Source organism: Mesorhizobium sp. CAU 1741 (genome assembly GCF_039839275.1).
Lineage (GTDB): Bacteria > Pseudomonadota > Alphaproteobacteria > Rhizobiales > Rhizobiaceae > Aerobium.
This window is the reverse complement of the sequence record NZ_JBDOQP010000001.1, coordinates 302,405-320,193: the sequence shown is the minus strand read 5'-3', so window position 1 is coordinate 320,193 and position 17,789 is coordinate 302,405. Positions and strand designations below refer to the sequence as shown.

The following is a 17,789-nucleotide window of genomic DNA, read 5'->3' as shown; positions in this document are numbered from 1 at the left end:
AGCTGCTTGATCAGAGCTCAGACGAGCGTCAATGCGACATCGAGGTTGTTTCGGGTCGCGTTCGAATAGGGGCACGTCTGATGTGCGGCTTCGACCAGCCGCTCCGCGTCGTCGCGGGAAAGGCCCGGCAGGCTGATCGCCAGCGCGGCGGTGATGCCAAAACCGCCCTCGCTGCGCGGCCCGATACCGACGGTTGCGGTGACCGCGGCATCTTGGGGAACCCTGAGCTTCATTTGAGGTGCAACGGCCTTGAGGGCGCCGAGGAAGCAGGCAGAATAGCCGGCAGCGAAAAGCTGTTCAGGATTTGCGCCGTCTCCCCCGCCACCGCCCAACTCCTTCGGGGTGGACAGCGGAATCTCTCGTCCGCCATCTATGCAAGACTTGCCGTCACGTCCTCCGGTGGACATTGCGTTGGTGCTGTACAGAACATTGACTGGCACATCGGCCTCCTTGGATTGCGGTCGCGATACTCATTATCGCGATAATCATCTTCGTAACGCGAAGTGACCTGCCTGTCCAGTTTTTATTTGCCGCGATAAACAATTGCGTGATACGCAGAACCATGACCCAAGCAATCTCGCTCGAGGACCAGCTGTGCTTCTCGCTCTATTCGACATCACTGGCTGTCAGCCGGCTCTACAAGCCGCTGCTCGATGGGCTCGGGATCACCTACCCTCAATATCTGGTGCTGAACGTCCTGTGGGAGAAGGATGGACTGAGCATCGGTACGATTGCGGCTCGGCTCGACCTCGAGCCAAGCACCATCACTCCGCTGGTCAAGCGCCTGGAAGCAGCCTCACTCGTCCGCCGTACGCGCAGCGTGGAGGACGAACGCAGCGTACGGGTTGATTTGACTGAGCAGGGAAAAGCGCTGAGTGAGCGCAGCCGCTGCCTTGGCGAGGCGCTATTCGCCAAAGCCGGGATGACGGCCAAAAAGATGATCTCGCTCAATCAGGAAATCCGGCGCCTGCGTGCAGCCCTGACGGTCGACACCTAATCTGTCTGCGTCTTCTTCGCGCCCTTGCCGTTGGCGCTTTTCGCGCGCTCCTCGAAGCGGGCGGCGCCCTTCTTCAGGTCGCTGCCCTTCTCGCCTTCCACCTTCCGCTCTTCCTTGGCAGCCGCGGCATGCAGGCTGCGGCCAGCTTCGGTGCCCTTCTTGGACAGGGTCTTGGACGTGGTTGTTTTGGCCATGCTGAATTCCTCCCGCGCATCATCGCGCCAGCAATCAACGCCCAGCCAGGCCATCCGGTTTCACCGTAGAAAACTGCGACTTGAACTATTCGCACTGCTGCCTGGGGCCGCCGCCATAGGGCTGGTAGCTGTTGTCCTCGACGCGATACGAGCGATAGCGGTCGAAACATGAACGGACATGCTCCGGCGTCATGCCAAACCGGCTATCGCCCTGCTGGCCGCCAAAGCTGGCGGTCTGTACGGAAGCGTCTTCCACCTGGCTGTAGGCGCTGTCGACAGGGGTGGCATATTCAGGCGCGTCCCAAGCCGCCATCTCTTCCGAGTAAGGCGACTCGCAGGCGCGGAAGCCGCCGCTATAGGGCCGGTAGCTGTCGCTGTCGGGATCATATGAGCGGTAATGGCTGGAACACCATTCGACATGGGCGGTGTGCAGTTCGATCAGAGCTTCGTCGACGGCCATCTGCGCTTCTTCGGCGGGCTGGTAGGCAGCCGTGGTCATCGTGTCGACTCCGGGATCAGCCGATGCCATGAGGGCCTCATTGGAGCTCCCGTCATCGGCCGGAGCGCCGTCGACTTCTTCTGCCATAGTGACCACCGGCGGGCCGACACGCTCGAACGCCTGGGCGTCAACGTCGACAGGACGCGGCTTACCTGTCCAGACCTGGGCGACATCGTTGGCTGCGCGTGCCTGCGGCGCATCGTCGACCATGATCACTCCGGTGGCCACGGCAACGCCTCCGCCAAACAGCACCATGGCGACGGCAAATCCGGATACGGTAGCTAGCAGGGCTTTCACGATATCGCTCCTCTGTGTGATTGTTGGAGAATGCTCTCTCTTGTTGGGGGGAGAATGCAGCCCGGCGCGACCGGTTCCCGAAAAAAGCCATCGAATCACCTCGCGAGCGCCATCTGGAGAATTGCGGCCAACGGCGCTTGCCAACGGCTACGCAATCGAGCTATCGATACCGTTATATTCGAATGAATATATTGAGGTTCGAGATGCGGCGCCTCCTGATGGCACTATCGATCGGCCTGTCACTCGCCGCGGGCGCGCGAGCGGATGAAGTGAATGTTGCAGTTGCGGCGAATTTCACTGATGCCGCGAACGACATCGCGGCGGCGTTTGCCAAGGCTACCGGGCACGAGGCGATATTGTCTTTCGGGGCGACCGGTCAGCTCTATACGCAGATCGCGCAGGGCGCCCCATTCCAGGTGTTCCTCGCTGCCGACGACCAGCGCCCGTCGCTCGCGGTGAAAGACGGCCACGGCACGGATGGCAGTGTCTTCACCTACGCGATCGGCCAACTGGTGCTCTACTCCATCGACGAAGGCAAGGTCAGTGGGGCGGCGACCCTCGAGGCTGGAGAATTCACCCGCATCGCCATCGCCAATCCGGAAACCGCGCCCTACGGCAAGGCCGCCGTCGAGACGATGCGGTCGCTGGGCGTGTACGATGCGCTGCAGCCGAAGATCGTCCAGGGCCAGAACATCGGCCAGGCGTTCCAGTTCGTCGAGACAGGCAATGCGGAAGTGGGGTTCGTCGCCCTAGGCCTGGTGTCGCAGGCTCAATCCGGCTCGCGCTGGGTCGTTCCGCAGGAGCATTACCAGCCGATCCGCCAGGATGCGGTATTGCTGAAGTCCGGCGAGGACAATCTGGCCGCCATCGCCTTTCTGGATTTCCTGAAGGGCGGCGAGGCCGGCACCATCATCGAAAAATATGGCTACGCGCTCGACCGCTGATCGGCTAGTTTCCGCCGACTGAAGAAGGGGAGCCAACGCTGTCTCAGGAGCTCTGGTCGCCGATACTGCTCACCGTCGAGCTCGCCGCCGTCACCACCATCCTGCTGATGCTGGTTGGCACGCCGATCGCCTGGTGGCTTGCCTGGACGACGTCGCGCTGGAAGGAAGTGGTAGCAACCATCGTCGCGCTGCCGCTCGTCCTGCCACCCACGGTGCTGGGTTTCTATCTTCTCCTTCTACTCGGCCCACAGGGCCTCGGTGGCTGGGTTGGCCCGTGGGTGGGCATGCGCACTTTCGCCTTCACCTTTGAGGGGCTGCTGGTCGGCTCGGTAATCTCCTCGCTGCCATTCATGGTTCAGCCCGTGCGCAATGCCTTCGAAGCGATGGGCGCGCGCCCGCTCGAAGTTGCCGCAACCCTTCGTGCCTCGCCATGGGACCGCTTCTTCAGCGTGGCGCTGCCGCTTGCCGTGCCGGGCCTGGTGACCGGCGCCGTGCTCGGCTTCGCGCACACCGTCGGCGAGTTCGGCGTCATCCTCATGATCGGCGGCAACATCCCCGGAGAGACCAAGGTCCTGTCGATCGCAATATACGATTTCGTCGAAACACTGCGCTGGCGCGAAGCCAACATCCTGTCGCTCGGCATGCTGGTATTCTCCTTCGCCGTCATACTTGCCGTGTCCTTGCTGGCGCGCCGGTCCGGCCGGAAGGTCTTTTGATGAGCGACAGCATAGAGATCTCGCTGGACGGCCAACTGGGTGCCTTCCGCCTTGCCGTGGATCTGACGCTGCCCATGCATGGCATCTCGGCCCTGTTCGGCCCGTCCGGCTGCGGCAAGACGTCGATCCTGCGCTCGGTTGCCGGCCTCAACCGCATTCCCGGCCGCATCGCCGTCGGAGATCAGGTCTGGCAGGACGAGACCGAATTCGTGCCAACGCACAAGCGCGCGCTAGGCTACGTGCTTCAGGAGGCGAGCCTGTTTTCGCATCTTTCCGTGCGGCAAAACCTCACCTATGGCGAGAAACGCGCCAGGATCGCCGAGAGACACATCCGGTTCGACGACATCGTGTCCCTGCTCGGCATCGGCCACCTCATCGACCGCGCACCACACAATCTTTCGGGCGGCGAGCGTCAGCGTGTCTCCATCGGACGCGCGCTGCTATCGCAGCCGCAACTGCTTCTTATGGACGAGCCACTTTCGGCGCTCGATCGCATCGCAAAGGATGAGCTCCTGCCCTATTTCGAGGCGTTGCACGCGAACCTGCAGATCCCGATTTTGCTCGTCACCCACGATATCACCGAGGTCGAAAGACTTGCGGACCACCTCGTGCTGTTGCGCGAAGGCCGCGTGCTCGCATCCGGGCCGCTCAACGACGTTCTGGCCGCGCCGCATTCGCCTTTGGCGGCAAGACGGGATTTTGCCGCTGTGCTGCCCGCAACCGTGCTTCGAAACGATGCCGACGGCATTTCCGTGCTCGACGTGGCGGGCAGCGAATTCCTGCTTCTGGCGGAGGGCCTGCAACCCGGCGACGCGGTGCGCATCCGCATAGCGGCCAGCGACGTCTCCATTGCCCGCAACCGGCACGACCAGAGCAGCATCCTCAATGCGGTGTCTGCGAGAGTTGTCACCATCGAGCCGCTCGGCGACGCCGAAGCCAGCATCCGTCTCGACATCGGAGCGACGGCACCGGCACCGATACGCGCGCGCATCACCCGCCGGTCGCTGGAGGCGCTGGGCCTGAGCGAGGGCGAAACGGTCATCGCCCAGATCAAGGGCGTCTCACTGGCCGCCAACAGATAGAGGCGAGCCATCCAGCGATCAGCCGAAGCGGCAGCTCACGATGCCGTAAGCCCCGAAATCCGCGACGATCTCACTACCGGGCGGTGCCTCAATCGGGCGAATGAATGAACCTGACAGAACGATCTCGCCTGCCTTGAGCCCTTTGCCATAGAGCGCCAGCCGGTTGACCAGCCACGCGACGCCGGCAGCGGGATCATTGAGCACGCCAGCGCCGAGCCCTGTCTCCTCGACCTCGCCATCGCGGCTGACGATCGCGCCTACCCAGCGCATGTCGACCGCGTCTTGCGAGAAGCGCCCCTCGCCCAGCACGAGCCCTGCATTCGCGGCATTGTCAGCGATCGTGTCGCAGATGTTTCTTGCCCGCCGGGTCTCTGGATCGACTCGCAGGATCCGCGTGTCGAGAATTTCGAGCGACGGGACAATGGCGTCGGTTGCGGCGAGCACCTCCGTTACGCCGATGTCGTCGCCCACTAGATCGGTCTTCATCACGAAGGCGATCTCGGCCTCGACGCGCGGCTGGATGAAACGGCCCGCCGGTACAGTCGCGCCGTTGCCAAACAGCATGTCATCGAAGAGCACGCCGGAATCGGGAATGTTGATATTCAGCGCCTGCTGCATTGCTTTCGACGTGAGGCCGATCTTGTGGCCGATGACCCGGCGGCCGGCAGCAAGCTTTCCTCGAACCCACTCGGCCTGGACGGCGTAGGCGTCGTCCATCGACATACCCGGATGGGCAAGCGACAGAAGCCCTATCTGTCTGCCGCTCCGTTCGGCGTCGTCGAGCGCAGCGGCCGCCGCTTCGATCTCGGCCGGCGTCATTGCGGCTCCTCGTCGACGACACCATTGCGGAGCATGCCGATTCCCTCGGCCTCGACTTCGATCACATCGCCCGGCTTCAACCACAATGGCGGGTCATGGCGCGCGCCGGCTCCCGTCGGTGTTCCCGTCAGGATGATGTCGCCAGGGACAAGCGTGGTGAAGGTCGAAACGTAGGCGATGATCCTTCGGAACGAGAAGATCATCCGGCTGGTGCGGTCGTCCTGCCTTATCTCGCCGTTCACCGCCGTGGTCAGCCGGATGTCGGCGATCTGCGCCTCGTCTTCGAATGGCACCAGCCAGGGCCCGATCGAGCCGGAACGGTCGAAGTTCTTGCCTTGCGTGACGTTGAACTTGGCGTGGCGTACCCAGTCGCGGATGGTGCCTTCATTGGCAAGCGATATGGCGGCGACATGGTCAAACGCGTCCGCCTCGGCGATGTGGCGCCCCGGCTTGCCGATGACGATGACGACCTCGCCTTCATAGTCGAGCTGGTCGGAGACGCGTGGGCGCACCAGCGGCGATCCATGACCGACAAACGAGCCCGGAAACCGCACGAACAGCGAGGGATTCGGCGGCGCCTCCTGCCCATCCTTGTATTCGGCGTTGCGGTCCGGATAGTTCACTCCGACACAGATGATCTTCTGTGGCGCGGGAACAGGTATCTGGTAGGCGATATCCGCCTCGGCGAAATCGGCGGCAAGCGCCGCGCCCTCATCAGAAAGTCGCCGCAACCCGCCGGCCTCGATCACCTCGCGCAGGGTCGGCCATTCCGGGTGAAGCGCGGAGAGGTCGACCACGCCGTCCTCGCGGACCAGGCCGTAGCGCTGTTTTCCGGCAGCGGTGAAGGTAACGAAGCGAGCTGCGGACATGTTCAGCATTCCCATTCGGTCACGGCGCCACGATCGGTTGGGCTTTGAGGATCGGGTCGGAAACGGTGACGCCTTCGAAGGCCGTGCCTTGCTCGAACCAGCTTTTCGGCGCCGGTGCGCCCCATAATGTCTGCCTCTGCGGGTCCTTGAGATCCCACTTTATCGGCTCCAGGTCGGGATCCACCGTCTGATAGTCAGAACAGTAAATCTCCACTCGATGCCCGTCAGGATCGAGGACATACAGGAAGAATGCATTGGAGATTCCGTGGCGTCCAGGCCCGCGCTCGATGTTCCCGAGATAGCCGGTGGTGGACATCAGGTCGAGCAGGTCGATGATGTTGAGCGGCGTCGGCACCCAGAATGCGATATGGTGCAGGCGCGGCCCGCGCCCGTTGGTGAAGGCGATGTCATGGACGCCACCCTTGCGGTGAAGCCACGCGGCCCAAAGCCGGCCTGTCTCCGCATCCTGCGTATACTCGGTGACGCGGAAGCCGATTGCGTTCCAGAATGCGACCGACCCGTCGACATCGGTCGAAAAACAATTGACGTGGTCGATGCGCAGCGGCTTCACGCCGCGATAAAGCGCATATTTCTGGTGTATCGGCGGCAGCCGGTCCATGCGGTGGTAGAATTCCATTGGCACGCCGAACGGATCGGCGGTGCGCAGTGTACGACCCTGATGTGGCCGCTCGATCCACGCGACCGGAAGCGCCTTCTCCTTGAAGAAGTGTGCGGCGCGGTCGACGTCCTCTTCCGAATAGACCTTGAAACCGAGCACGTTGGCGACCGGGTCGGCGCCCTTCTTCAACACGATGCAATGGTGGCCACGCTCCTCCATGGCGCGAAGACAGAGTGTCTGGCTGTCCTCGTGGGTGACCTGCAGACCAAGCGTGTCGGCGTAGAACGCCTTGCTGGCGGCAAGGTCGCGCACGACATACTCGACATGGCTCAACCGCACGACATTGAAGGGGGGATAGTGATTTGCTGCTGGAACCGGCATCGCCCTACCCGCCAAGCCTGGTGATCGCGTGCGCCGTGGTTGCGAAAGCGATGTTCTTCGTTTCCATGTAGAAATCGAACGACCAGTCGCCGCCGTCACGCCCGATTCCGGAGGACTTCACGCCGCCGAACGGGCTTGGCAGATGGCGCACATTCTCCGAATTGACCCAGATCATGCCGGCTTCCATCGCCTCCGAAAAGCGGAACGCGCGCGTCACGTCCGATGTCCAGAGATAACCGGCAAGGCCGTATGACACGTCGTTGGCGAGCGCCAACGCCTCCGGCTCGTCGGCAAAGGGGATCGCGGTCAGGACTGGCCCGAAGATTTCCTCCTGCGCGATGCGCATGTCGTTGCGCGCACCCGTGAACAGCGTGGGCTCCACATAGCAGCCCTCACGGTCCGCCTTGACACCGCCGGTGGCGATCGTGGCGCCTTCGTCCCGAGCAAGGTCGAAATAGGAAAGCACCTTGCGCTCATGATCCGGATGGATGAGCGGTCCGATCACCGTCGTGGGATCGAGCGGATGACCGATTTTAATCCGCTTGGCCTTCTCGGCGACCCTGGCGGTGAACTCCTCGTAGATCGATGCCTCGACCAGCAGACGCGAAGATGAGGTGCAGCGCTCGCCATTCAGCGAGTAGATCATGAAGACCGCGGCGTCGACTGCGCGGTCGAGATCGGCATCGGCAAAGACCACCACTGGATTCTTGCCGCCGAGCTCGAAATGGACGCGCTTCAGGGTGTCGGCACCCTGTCTCATGATCGCCGAACCTGTGCGGCTTTCGCCGACAAACCCGATCGCCTTGATATCAGGATGCTCCGTGAGTGCCTTGCCAGCCTCGTCTCCGAAACCGTTGACCAGGTTCCAGACGCCGGCAGGAAGCCCTGCACCCTCTGCGATCTCGACGAGCAGCCGCGCCGTCAGCGGCGAGAGCTCGGCGGGCTTGTGAACGACCGTGCAGCCGGCAGCCAGCGCCGGCGCGATCTTCCATGTCGACAGCATGAACGGTGTGTTCCACGGCGTGATGATGCCGACGGGACCGATCGGCACGCGCGTCGTGATGTTGACCTGGCCCGGCCCATGCAGCGCCTTGCCGTCTCGTGCCTCGGGTGCGCGGTCGGCGAAGAAGCGGAAATTCTCGGCGCCGCGCAAGGCGGCCTTGGACATGAACTTCAACGCCTGACCGGTGTCCATGCACTCAACAAATGCAATCTCCTCGGCCCGTTCGACGATCGCATCGGCAATGCGGTGCAGGAGTTTCTTGCGCTTGTCTCCATCCATGCGCGCCCAGTCGGGGAATGCCGCCCTGGCTGCCTTGGCGGCGCGGTCGATATCCTCTGCCCTTCCGTGCGCGACCTTCGCGAGCGGCTTGAGGTCGACCGGTGAGATCGTTTCGAAGGTGGAGCCATCCGCGGCATCCACCGCGCTGCCGGCGATCTGGTTCTTCACGCCCTCGTCGCGGAAGCGCGCCAGATAGCTTGCTGCCTTGTCAAGATTGACTTCAAGATCCGCCATGGTCGCTCCTCAGGAACCGCGCAAGCGCGCATGCATCGCATTGCGCTTCCAGCTCAGCGCGGCATTGATCTCGCGCAACTCGACCGACATGGCGAAGTGCGGCGCTTCGAGAAGATGCGCACAGTAGCCTGCAACCGCCGCGAACACCGCCTCCCCGGCCTGCTTGCACGCTTCGGGCGAGCGCCCGGCACCGACCCGGATCGACAGGTCGAGAAAAGCATTTTGCGCAAGACGATCGGCAATGGCATAATGGTCACACCGTATCGCACGGACACGCACGGCGCCGACTTCGAAAAGGCCGGTCGCGAGCGCGGCTTCAAGCGTCGCATCGCACAGGCCCTGTACGTCGATCTGATCGTCAAGATTTGCCGAGTATTCGAAAGTGAAGTGCGGCACTTATGCCTCCCTGTCGTATTTCTTTAACTTGTTAAATAAAATTGAACCCGACGTCAACGGGTAGTCCTCGCGGCAGCGGCATCCTATCTGTAGGCGAAGGACAGGATGAAGCTACCATGCACACGCTACGCATCGAAAACACATATGCGGACTTGCCCGAGCGGTTCTACGCCTTCACCGCCCCGTCGCCGGTCGCGGCCCCAATGCTCATCAAGCTCAATGTGTCGCTTGCGCATGAGCTGGGGCTCGATCCGGACGACCTCGCGAGCGAAGAAGGCGTCGCGATGCTGGCTGGCAATCGCTTCCCCCAGGGTATTCGCCCGCTCGCGCAGGCCTATGCGGGACATCAGTTCGGCAATTTCGTGCCGCAACTCGGGGATGGACGCGCGCTTCTGATCGGCGAAGTCGTAGACCGTGAGGGTCACCGACGCGATATCCAGCTCAAGGGCTCGGGACCGACCCGCTTTTCGCGCAACGGCGACGGGCGCGCGGCCCTCGGTCCGATCCTGCGCGAATATATCGTCAGCGAAGCGATGCATGCGCTGGGCATCCCTACGACGCGCACGCTGGCGGCCGTCACCACGGGCGAAGCGGTCTATCGCGAAACGCGGCTACCCGGCGCCATAATGGCGCGCGTGGCAGCCAGCCACCTCCGTGTCGGCACCTTCCAGTATCTCGCTGTACGCGGCGATGTCGAAGGACTGAGGACACTGGCGGACTATGCCATCGACCGTCACTATCCACATCTCGCCGACAAGGAAGCGCGATATCTCGGCCTGCTCGACGCGGTGGTCGCGGCCCAGGCGGAACTGATCGCACGCTGGATGCTCGTCGGCTTCATCCACGGGGTGATGAATACCGACAACATGACCATTTCGGGCGAGACGATCGACTATGGTCCCTGCGCCTTCATGGACAGCTACCACCCGTCCACCGTGTTCAGTTCCATCGACCACGCGGGACGCTACGCCTATGTCAACCAGCCACGCATCGCGGTCTGGAACCTTGCGCGCCTCGCCGAGGCGCTGCTTCCGATCATCGGCGAAGGCGATGCGGCGCTGGAAGAAGCGCAGGCAGTGCTGGGGACGTTCCAGCAGCGATACGAGACGGCGTTTCACGCCGGCATACGCCGCAAGCTGGGACTTCTCACCGAGCAGGGAGAAGATATGGCGCTGGCCGCGGACCTGCTCGAACGAATGGCGCAGAACGGCGCGGACTTCACGCTCACCTTCCGGGACCTCGCCAACGAGCTCGACGCACCGGAAGGAAAGGCGCGCGCGCGCGACCACTTCATAGACCCCACTTCATTCGACGACTGGGCCGCGCGCTGGCGCGATCGCCTGGCGCGGGAACCGGAGCATCAAACCGAACGCGCTGCGATCATGCGTGCGACGAACCCGCGATACATCGCCCGCAACCATCGTGTCGAGGAAGTCATCAAGGCAGCCACCGAAAGCGGCGACTTCGCGCCTTTCGAACAGCTTGTGGCCGTGCTTGCCAACCCGTTCGACGAGCAGCCGGGGAACGAGCGCTATGCCCAGCCGCCGCGCGACGAGGAGCGCGTGCTGGCGACCTTCTGCGGCACCTGATCGAACCGCAGGGCTCACCCCTGCTGGTGGAGGTCGATCATTCCCTTCGGCTGGCCGTCCGAAGCATGCCGGTTTGTCGGACGTTCGATCATCCGCCACACGCGCGGCGGTTCCGAACCCGAATGAAGCTGGCGAATGCTGTCGCCGACGATCGCATCGGCATGCGTCATGCGCTGGTTGTGGCGCACATATTCGAGCCAGGTGGGGAGGTGGTAGCTCTCCACCCAATGTTCCGGATGCTCCATGTCGCGCATCAGGCTCCAGCGCCGCGCGCCGTCGCGCTTGCGGATGCGTCGGCGCTCGGCCATGATTTCCATGAATTCCGGCACGCGTTCTTCACGGATCACATACTCGATCATGATCTTGACCGGCCCGCTGCGAGGCTTGATGTCGAGCTCGACGCGCGGTTCCTTCCAGCGGTTGAGCGGGTCGAGATTGAGCGACGCGAGCGCCGGCAGGGCCAGCCGCGGCACCATGCCGAGCGCGGCTCCGACGATCATCACGGTGGCCGCGATCCACAGGGCGATGGCGGGACCATAGGACTCCGCCGCCAGGCCCCAGATCCAGCCACCGAGAGCCATCCCGCCGAAGACGGCCGTCTGGTAAAGCGATAGCGCACGTCCCACCACCCAGCGTGGCGTCGACATTTGGACCGTGATGTTGAACAGCGAAAGGGCGATCACCCAGCAGCCGCCGCCGACGAGCAGAGCCAGGAAAGTCAACCAGGCGACGGGGCTCGCCGCAACGGTCAGCGCGCAAATCGCGAAACCGCAGAAAGAAAGCCGAACGATCCATTCCGTTGAAAACTTTTCACGGATGGAGCCGGTCGCCAACGCGCCGACCACGGCACCGATGCCGAAGGCCCCGAATAGCACACCATAGAGCAGCGCGCCCCCGTCGAGCAGATCGCGCGCCACGAGCGGCAGCAAGGCAACGACGGATATCACCGAGAAGCCGAAGACACAGCCGCGCAGCAAGACCTTCTCGAGATTCGGGGACATCACGATGTAGCGAAGCCCGGCAACGATCGCCAGACCCAGCGTTTCGCGTGGCAGGGTGTTGGTGCTCGCCGGCGGCTTCCAGCGAACCAGCACGGCGATGATGGCGAGGTAGCTCATCGCGTTTATGGCGAAGGCGGCCGCGGCGCCGAAGGCAGCCACGATCGCACCACCAATCGCCGGCCCGACGCTTCGGGTCAGGTTGAAGCTCATGCTGTTCAGCGCGACCGCCGCCGGCAGGTCAGACCGCGGAACCATGTCGCCGACCGAGGCCTGCCACGACGGATTGTTTAGCGCCGTACCGCTGCCGATCAGGAAGGTGAAGACGAGCAACAGCCACGGCGTCATCAGGTCCAGATACGCCGTCGCAGCAAGGAGCACCGATACGACCAGCATGAAGCATTGGGCGATGAGCATCACGTGCCGGCGGTTGAAATTGTCCGCGATCGCACCCGAGATCAGCGAGAACAGCATGATCGGCAGCGCTGTGGAAGCCTGAACCAGCGCAACCATGTCCGCTGAACTGGAGATCAGCGTCATCATCCATGCCGCGCCGACGGTCTGGATCAACGAGCCGAAATTGGAGGCCAGGCTGGCGAACCAGATCGAGCGGAAGACCGCGTGGCGGAACGGGGCGAGCGGCGGCAGGTTGGCGGCGGCGGTCACGATTGTCGGGTGCCCGCTATCTCGATCGGCACAAAGGGCGGGCGGGCGGCACGCCTCACGGTACGTCGTCGAGTGCGGCGCGGCCGCCCTCTCCCTCAAGGGTCGACAATCGCTTCGTCTCGGAAGCGTTGAACTTCAATCGGACACCGACTCCGCCGCCATTTTCCGGAATGAAGACGATACCGGCTTCTTCGAGGCCGCTGGCAATTCCGGCAATGACGGTATCATCGGGCACGGCCAGTTGTCGTTCGAAGCGTTCAATAATGGTCTCCTCGACACCGCAGAGTTTCGCTAGAACCTCGCGCGAAAGCTCCGCGAGCGCACGCCCTGCCCGGCATTGGGCACCCGTGATCATCATTTGCCGTTCCCTCCCCCTCGTCAGGCGACTGCATCGAGGTCCTGTCTGACGCGATCGGCCTCGGCCAATCTGATGCCTGCCTTGATCGGCAGGTGATCGGAGGCGATCCGCGCGAGCGGCGTGTCGTGCAGTTCCACACTTGAGATCAGATTGTGCGGCTTCGCCAGCACGCGATCAAGCGGCAGCAGAGGAAAGCGTGAAGGAAAGCTGGGTATCGTCGCGTGGAGCGGGCCGAATGTCGGCTCAAGCCCCTTGAGCGCCGAGCGCGAGCCCAGGCGCCATTCGTTCAGGTCACCCATCAACAGTGTCGGACGCCCATCCGCTGGTTCGGCCAGCCGGACCAGCGTTTCGACCTGCTGTTCGCGGCATCGCCGCAAGAGGCCGAGATGCGCGGCGATGATGCGCAGGGGTCCGGATTTGAGGGTCAGGTCGATCATCATGGCGCCGCGTGGTTCGACCCCGGGCAGGTCGAGACGATGTGCGTCGGTCACCTCGCCATTGCGAAACAGGATCAGGTTGCCGTGCCAGCCGTGTTTTTGTCCTTCTTCCTCCAGCGGCACCGGTACGAGGCCGCATTCGCGTTCGAGATTGCCGAGGTCGAGCAGGCAGGCCCGTGCGCCAAAGCGCTGGTTGGCTTCCTGGATCGCGATCACGTCGGCATCGATCTCGCGGATGACCGATATGATCCGGCTTGGATCGAAGCGCCGGTCGAGACCCACGGCCTTATGGATGTTGTAGGAGGCGATGACCGCATCGACGTTGTCACCGTCATGTCCGTGAGCCCGGTAACTTCGGTTTTCGCGACGCAAGGTCGAAACCGCATAAGGGCTCACTGCTTGGACGAACTTCATCGCCTGACGCTTGGTCCGCAACATCGCGTACTGATTCTCCTGGACACCCTGCTACGCACCACCGTGAACCGGACGTCAGGAATCAGACGGGCTTGAGGGCTTTTGGGACGACCATACGTCTCAATAAGCGTTAGTTCCAGAAATGGTTTCACTTTTACGCCCGCCACACCGATCCGCTGTCCCGGTTCCGCAACTTTTTTCGCCGCGTCGAAACAAGATGCTGTCGAACAATCCCTGCGTTCGCATCATCGATCACGAAACAAACAATCGGCGGCAAGGCTAATGCCGAAATCTTCGCAAATACGGCGATGCGTCGCGAAGCGGACCTTGATGCCTGATACAGGTGAGCCAGGTTGGGTACTGTAGACAAGCCTGAATTCTTGGCCTTAGCTGGCGGTCGAACCGGGGCGTGCGATGCGAGGAGGAAAAGATGGCCGACGGGCAAGGGCTCAGCCTTCATGTACCGGAGCCGGAGGTGCGACCGGGGGACACGCCCGACTTTTCGAAGGTCGTCATTCCGAAAGCCGGCTCGGTCGAGCGACCGCCGATCGACGTCGATCCGCGCGACATGCGCGACCTCGCTTATTCCATCATCCGCGTGCTCAATCGCGACGGCGAAGCCGTTGGCCCGTGGGCCGGCAGCCTCAACGACGAGGAACTGATGGAAGGCCTGCGCCACATGATGACGTTGCGCGCTTTCGACGCGCGCATGCTGATGGCCCAGCGACAGGGAAAGACGTCGTTCTACATGCAGCATATGGGCGAAGAAGCCGTGAGCTGCGCGTTTCGCAAGGCGCTTGAGCCGGGCGACATGAATTTTCCGACCTATCGCCAGGCCGGGCTGCTGATCGCCGGCGGCTATCCGATGGTCGAGATGATGAACCAGATTTACTCCAACGAGGCGGATCCCCTGAAGGGTCGGCAACTGCCGATCATGTATTCGTCGAAGGAGCACGGCTTCTTTTCGATTTCGGGCAATCTGGGCACGCAGTTTATCCAGGCCGTCGGCTGGGCGATGGCCTCGGCCATCAAGAACGACACCAAGATCGCCGCTGGCTGGATCGGCGACGGCTCGACCGCCGAGAGCGACTTCCACGCCGCACTCGTCTTCGCCTCGACCTACCGGGCACCGGTGGTCCTCAACATCGTCAACAACCAATGGGCGATCTCTACCTTCCAGGGCATCGCGCGAGGCGGATCCGGCACCTTCGCAGCGCGCGGCCACGGCTTCGGCATCCCGGCCCTGCGCGTCGACGGCAACGACTATCTGGCCGTGCATGCGGTGGCGAAATGGGCCGCGGAACGGGCCCGCCGCAACCTCGGGCCAACGCTCGTCGAATACGTCACCTACCGCGTCGGCGCGCACTCCACATCCGACGATCCATCCGCATACCGGCCCAAGACCGAATCCGATTCCTGGCCTCTTGGCGACCCCGTCATCCGGCTGAAGAACCACCTCATCCGGCGCGGTGCGTGGACCGACGACCGCCACAAGCAGATGGAGGCGGAAATCCTCGACACGGTGATCGCCGCCCAGAAGGAAGCCGAACAGCACGGGACCCTGCATTCCGGAGGCAAACCTTCGACACGCGACATGTTCGAAGGCGTCTACGAGACGATGCCGCCGCACTTGCGCCGGCAGCGCCAGAAGGCGGGGGTGTAGACATGCCGCGCATGACGATGATCGAGGCGATCCGTTCGGCGATGGACGTGACCATGGAGCGCGACGACAATGTCGTCGTCTTCGGCGAGGATGTCGGCTATTTCGGCGGCGTCTTTCGCTGCACTGCCGGCCTCCAGCAGAAATACGGCAGAACACGTTGTTTCGATGCACCGATCAGCGAACTTGGCATCGTCGGCGCGGCGATCGGCATGGCGTCGTACGGTCTGCGCCCGTGCGTGGAAGTGCAATTCGCCGACTATGTCTATCCAGCCTACGACCAGATCGTTTCGGAGGCCGCGCGCCTGCGCTACCGTTCCAACGGACAGTTCACGTGCCCGATCGTCATCCGGATGCCGACCGGCGGCGGCATTTTCGGCGGCCAGACGCACAGCCAGAGCCCGGAGGCGCTGTTCACGCACGTCTCGGGCCTGAAGGTTGTGGTGCCGTCAAATCCGTATGATGCCAAGGGCCTTCTGGTTGCTGCAATCGAGGACCCCGACCCTGTCATCTTCCTCGAACCCAAGAGGCTCTACAACGGGCCATTCGACGGCCATCACGACCGCCCGGTGACCGCCTGGTCGAAACACCCCTTGGGAGAGGCGCCGGACGGCCACTACACGGTCCCTCTCGCCAAGGCGGAAGTCCGGCGCGAAGGCAGCGCCGTGACCGTGCTCGCTTACGGCACGATGGTGCATGTCGCTCAGGCTGCGGCAGACGACACCGGCATCGACGCCGAGGTGATCGACCTGCGAACGCTGCTGCCGCTCGACCTGGACACCATTGTCGCTTCGGTGAAGAAAACCCGACGTTGTGTAGTGGTCCATGAGGCGACGCTGACAAGCGGCTTCGGCGCCGAACTGACCGCATTGGTGCAGGAGCATTGCTTCTTCCATCTCGAGGCACCGATTGCGCGTGTCGCCGGCTGGGACACCCCCTACCCACACGCGCAGGAATGGGATTACTTCCCTGGTCCTAAACGCGTCGGCGAGGCACTCGTCGAAGTGATGGAGGCGTAGATGGCCGAGCACGTCATCAAGATGCCGGATGTCGGCGAAGGCGTGGCCGAGGCCGAACTTGTCGAATGGCACGTGAAACCGGGCGACCCCGTGCGCGAGGACATGGTCCTTGCCGCCGTGATGACAGACAAGGCGACGGTCGAAATCCCGTCTCCCGTGGAAGGCACGGTTTCGTGGCTCGGCGCCGAGATCGGCGAAACGGTCGCGGTCGGATCGCCGATCGTGAAGATCGACATTGCCGGAGATGCGCCGGCTCCGATGGACGATGGTGAAGGCGAGGCGCCGGTCGCCGAAGGCCTCGCGCCGCAAGGCGAGACCGTGCCGCCTCCACCCGCAGCGGCGGGCGAGAAGAAACCGGACAAGGAAAGCGAGACACCCAAGGCGAACAAGCCGAAGGTCGCGGCGAAATCGGCTCCGCCAATCTCGAAGGCAGGAGCCCCCCGTGCAGAAGGCGAGCGGCCGCTCGCCTCGCCGGCGGTACGGCTGCGTGCCAAGGATGCCGGCATCGACCTGCGACAGGTGCCGGGCAGCGGCCCGGCCGGGCGGATCACCCATGACGATCTCGACCAGTTCATCGCACGCGGCAGTCAGCCCGTCGCTACCGGCCTTCGCCGTGACACCTCCGTGGATGAGGTCAAGGTTGTCGGCCTGCGGCGCAGGATCGCCGAGAAGATGGCGCTGGCCAAGTCGCGCATTCCCCACATCACCTATGTCGAGGAGGTGAACGTGTCGGCGCTGGAAGACCTGCGCGCAAGGCTGAACGCCGAAAAACGCCCCGACCGGCCGAAACTCACCATCCTGCCTTTCCTGATGCGCGCCATGGTCAAGGCGATCGCGGACCAGCCGCAGCTCAACGCGCTGTATGACGACGACGCCGGCGTCATCCACCGTCACGGCGGCGTGCATGTTGGCATCGCGGCGCAGACCCCGTCGGGCCTCGTCGTTCCTGTCGTCCGTCATGCCGAGGCGCGGGACCTCTGGGACTGCGCGACGGAAGCAGCCCGCCTTGCGGAAGCGGCACGGGCGGGAACGGCCACGCGCGAGGAGCTCACCGGCTCGACAATCACTATCACGTCGCTTGGCGCCATGGGTGGCGTAGCCACCACGCCAGTGATCAATTACCCCGAAGTCGCGATCATCGGCGTCAACAAGATCATGGTGCGCCCGCTATGGGACGGCACGCAGTTTGTGCCGGCAAAGATGATGAACCTGTCCTCTTCCTTCGACCACCGCGTTATCGACGGCTGGGATGCCGCCGTCTTCGTCCAGCGCATCAAGACGCTGCTGGAGACGCCGGCGATGATATTCGTGGATTGACC

Annotated in this window: 19 protein-coding genes; 8 read left to right on the top strand and 11 right to left on the bottom strand. The window is 63.3% G+C overall.

Features of this window, described 5'->3' with window-relative positions:
- Positions 1-17: 17 nt before the first annotated feature.
- Positions 18-440 (bottom strand): organic hydroperoxide resistance protein, encoded by a 423-nt coding sequence (locus tag AAFN84_RS01560; protein WP_347512623.1) that lies wholly within the window; start codon positions 438-440, stop codon positions 18-20.
- Positions 441-562: 122 nt separating this feature from the next.
- Here AAFN84_RS01560 and AAFN84_RS01555 point away from each other — a divergent pair, with 122 nt between their 5' ends.
- Positions 563-997: a MarR family transcriptional regulator gene (locus AAFN84_RS01555; RefSeq protein WP_347512621.1), complete on the top strand. Its 435-nt coding sequence runs from the start codon at positions 563-565 to the stop codon at positions 995-997.
- Here the strand turns inward: AAFN84_RS01555 and AAFN84_RS01550 are convergent.
- Both AAFN84_RS01550 and AAFN84_RS01545 read right to left on the bottom strand, forming a co-directional pair.
- On the bottom strand, positions 994-1,191 hold the full coding sequence (locus tag AAFN84_RS01550; RefSeq protein WP_347513768.1) for a hypothetical protein: 198 nt from the start codon (positions 1,189-1,191) through the stop codon (positions 994-996). The genes AAFN84_RS01555 and AAFN84_RS01550 overlap by 4 nt on opposite strands.
- Before the next feature lie 85 nt (positions 1,192-1,276).
- Positions 1,277-1,987: a BA14K family protein gene (locus AAFN84_RS01545; protein ID WP_347512619.1), complete on the bottom strand. Its 711-nt coding sequence runs from the start codon at positions 1,985-1,987 to the stop codon at positions 1,277-1,279.
- 218 nt (positions 1,988-2,205) lie between these two features.
- Here AAFN84_RS01545 and modA point away from each other — a divergent pair, with 218 nt between their 5' ends.
- From modA to modC, 3 genes are read left to right on the top strand one after another with little or no spacing between them, the layout of a single operon-like run.
- Positions 2,206-2,931 (top strand): molybdate ABC transporter substrate-binding protein, encoded by a 726-nt coding sequence (gene modA / locus AAFN84_RS01540; RefSeq protein ID WP_347512618.1) that lies wholly within the window; start codon positions 2,206-2,208, stop codon positions 2,929-2,931.
- Positions 2,932-2,969: 38 nt separating this feature from the next.
- Positions 2,970-3,647: a molybdate ABC transporter permease subunit gene (modB, locus tag AAFN84_RS01535; RefSeq protein WP_347513767.1), complete on the top strand. Its 678-nt coding sequence runs from the start codon at positions 2,970-2,972 to the stop codon at positions 3,645-3,647.
- Positions 3,647-4,729: a molybdenum ABC transporter ATP-binding protein gene (gene modC, locus AAFN84_RS01530; RefSeq protein ID WP_347512617.1), complete on the top strand. Its 1,083-nt coding sequence runs from the start codon at positions 3,647-3,649 to the stop codon at positions 4,727-4,729. The genes modB and modC overlap by 1 nt, the downstream gene beginning before the upstream one ends.
- 18 nt (positions 4,730-4,747) lie before the next feature.
- On the opposite strand, the gene hpaH is transcribed toward modC, so the two are convergent.
- Genes hpaH through AAFN84_RS01505 form a run of 5 tightly spaced genes read right to left on the bottom strand, consistent with a single transcriptional unit; the run spans position 4,748 to position 9,329 of the window.
- Positions 4,748-5,548: a 2-oxo-hept-4-ene-1,7-dioate hydratase gene (gene hpaH / locus AAFN84_RS01525; protein WP_347512616.1), complete on the bottom strand. Its 801-nt coding sequence runs from the start codon at positions 5,546-5,548 to the stop codon at positions 4,748-4,750.
- On the bottom strand, positions 5,545-6,417 hold the full coding sequence (locus tag AAFN84_RS01520) for a fumarylacetoacetate hydrolase family protein (protein ID WP_347512615.1): 873 nt from the start codon (positions 6,415-6,417) through the stop codon (positions 5,545-5,547). The genes hpaH and AAFN84_RS01520 overlap by 4 nt, the downstream gene beginning before the upstream one ends.
- Before the next feature lie 19 nt (positions 6,418-6,436).
- Complete coding sequence (gene hpaD / locus AAFN84_RS01515; RefSeq protein ID WP_347512614.1) at positions 6,437-7,417, bottom strand: 3,4-dihydroxyphenylacetate 2,3-dioxygenase; 981 nt, start codon at positions 7,415-7,417, stop codon at positions 6,437-6,439.
- 4 nt (positions 7,418-7,421) lie between these two features.
- Positions 7,422-8,933, bottom strand: coding sequence for a 5-carboxymethyl-2-hydroxymuconate semialdehyde dehydrogenase (gene hpaE / locus AAFN84_RS01510; RefSeq protein WP_347512612.1), 1,512 nt, complete (start codon positions 8,931-8,933; stop codon positions 7,422-7,424).
- A gap of 9 nt (positions 8,934-8,942) precedes the next feature.
- Entirely contained in the window at positions 8,943-9,329 is a 387-nt protein-coding gene (locus tag AAFN84_RS01505; protein WP_347512610.1) for a 5-carboxymethyl-2-hydroxymuconate Delta-isomerase, read from the bottom strand.
- 116 nt (positions 9,330-9,445) lie between these two features.
- Here AAFN84_RS01505 and AAFN84_RS01500 point away from each other — a divergent pair, with 116 nt between their 5' ends.
- Entirely contained in the window at positions 9,446-10,918 is a 1,473-nt protein-coding gene (locus AAFN84_RS01500; protein ID WP_347512609.1) for a protein adenylyltransferase SelO, read from the top strand.
- Positions 10,919-10,932: 14 nt separating this feature from the next.
- On the opposite strand, the gene AAFN84_RS01495 is transcribed toward AAFN84_RS01500, so the two are convergent.
- The 3 genes from AAFN84_RS01495 to AAFN84_RS01485 are packed head-to-tail and all read right to left on the bottom strand — an operon-like array spanning position 10,933 to position 13,815.
- The gene (locus AAFN84_RS01495; protein WP_347512608.1) at positions 10,933-12,582 is read right to left on the bottom strand and encodes an MFS transporter; all 1,650 of its coding nucleotides are present in this window, start codon (positions 12,580-12,582) and stop codon (positions 10,933-10,935) included.
- 55 nt (positions 12,583-12,637) lie between these two features.
- Positions 12,638-12,940 (bottom strand): XRE family transcriptional regulator, encoded by a 303-nt coding sequence (locus AAFN84_RS01490; RefSeq protein ID WP_347512607.1) that lies wholly within the window; start codon positions 12,938-12,940, stop codon positions 12,638-12,640.
- 20 nt (positions 12,941-12,960) lie between these two features.
- Complete coding sequence (locus AAFN84_RS01485; RefSeq protein ID WP_347512606.1) at positions 12,961-13,815, bottom strand: endonuclease/exonuclease/phosphatase family protein; 855 nt, start codon at positions 13,813-13,815, stop codon at positions 12,961-12,963.
- A gap of 406 nt (positions 13,816-14,221) precedes the next feature.
- Here AAFN84_RS01485 and AAFN84_RS01480 point away from each other — a divergent pair, with 406 nt between their 5' ends.
- The 3 genes from AAFN84_RS01480 to AAFN84_RS01470 are packed head-to-tail and all read left to right on the top strand — an operon-like array spanning position 14,222 to position 17,787.
- Positions 14,222-15,454 (top strand): 3-methyl-2-oxobutanoate dehydrogenase (2-methylpropanoyl-transferring) subunit alpha, encoded by a 1,233-nt coding sequence (locus tag AAFN84_RS01480; protein ID WP_347512604.1) that lies wholly within the window; start codon positions 14,222-14,224, stop codon positions 15,452-15,454.
- A gap of 2 nt (positions 15,455-15,456) precedes the next feature.
- Positions 15,457-16,470, top strand: coding sequence for an alpha-ketoacid dehydrogenase subunit beta (locus AAFN84_RS01475; protein ID WP_347512602.1), 1,014 nt, complete (start codon positions 15,457-15,459; stop codon positions 16,468-16,470).
- Complete coding sequence (locus AAFN84_RS01470) at positions 16,471-17,787, top strand: dihydrolipoamide acetyltransferase family protein (RefSeq protein WP_347512601.1); 1,317 nt, start codon at positions 16,471-16,473, stop codon at positions 17,785-17,787.
- Positions 17,788-17,789 lie beyond the last annotated feature (2 nt).

What these genes read in the sequence shown, in the direction of transcription:
- AAFN84_RS01555 (WP_347512621.1), top strand. Translation starts at nt 563, where the DNA reads ATGACCCAAGCAATCTCGCTCGAGGACCAGCTGTGCTTCTCGCTCTAT.
- AAFN84_RS01550 (WP_347513768.1), bottom strand. Translation starts at nt 1,191, where the DNA reads ATGGCCAAAACAACCACGTCCAAGACCCTGTCCAAGAAGGGCACCGAA.
- modA (WP_347512618.1), top strand. Translation starts at nt 2,206, where the DNA reads ATGGCACTATCGATCGGCCTGTCACTCGCCGCGGGCGCGCGAGCGGAT.
- modC (WP_347512617.1), top strand. Translation starts at nt 3,647, where the DNA reads ATGAGCGACAGCATAGAGATCTCGCTGGACGGCCAACTGGGTGCCTTC.
- hpaH (WP_347512616.1), bottom strand. Translation starts at nt 5,548, where the DNA reads ATGACGCCGGCCGAGATCGAAGCGGCGGCCGCTGCGCTCGACGACGCC.
- AAFN84_RS01520 (WP_347512615.1), bottom strand. Translation starts at nt 6,417, where the DNA reads ATGTCCGCAGCTCGCTTCGTTACCTTCACCGCTGCCGGAAAACAGCGC.
- hpaD (WP_347512614.1), bottom strand. Translation starts at nt 7,417, where the DNA reads ATGCCGGTTCCAGCAGCAAATCACTATCCCCCCTTCAATGTCGTGCGG.
- hpaE (WP_347512612.1), bottom strand. Translation starts at nt 8,933, where the DNA reads ATGGCGGATCTTGAAGTCAATCTTGACAAGGCAGCAAGCTATCTGGCG.
- AAFN84_RS01500 (WP_347512609.1), top strand. Translation starts at nt 9,446, where the DNA reads ATGCACACGCTACGCATCGAAAACACATATGCGGACTTGCCCGAGCGG.
- AAFN84_RS01490 (WP_347512607.1), bottom strand. Translation starts at nt 12,940, where the DNA reads ATGATGATCACGGGTGCCCAATGCCGGGCAGGGCGTGCGCTCGCGGAG.
- AAFN84_RS01485 (WP_347512606.1), bottom strand. Translation starts at nt 13,815, where the DNA reads ATGTTGCGGACCAAGCGTCAGGCGATGAAGTTCGTCCAAGCAGTGAGC.
- AAFN84_RS01480 (WP_347512604.1), top strand. Translation starts at nt 14,222, where the DNA reads ATGGCCGACGGGCAAGGGCTCAGCCTTCATGTACCGGAGCCGGAGGTG.
- AAFN84_RS01475 (WP_347512602.1), top strand. Translation starts at nt 15,457, where the DNA reads ATGCCGCGCATGACGATGATCGAGGCGATCCGTTCGGCGATGGACGTG.
- AAFN84_RS01470 (WP_347512601.1), top strand. Translation starts at nt 16,471, where the DNA reads ATGGCCGAGCACGTCATCAAGATGCCGGATGTCGGCGAAGGCGTGGCC.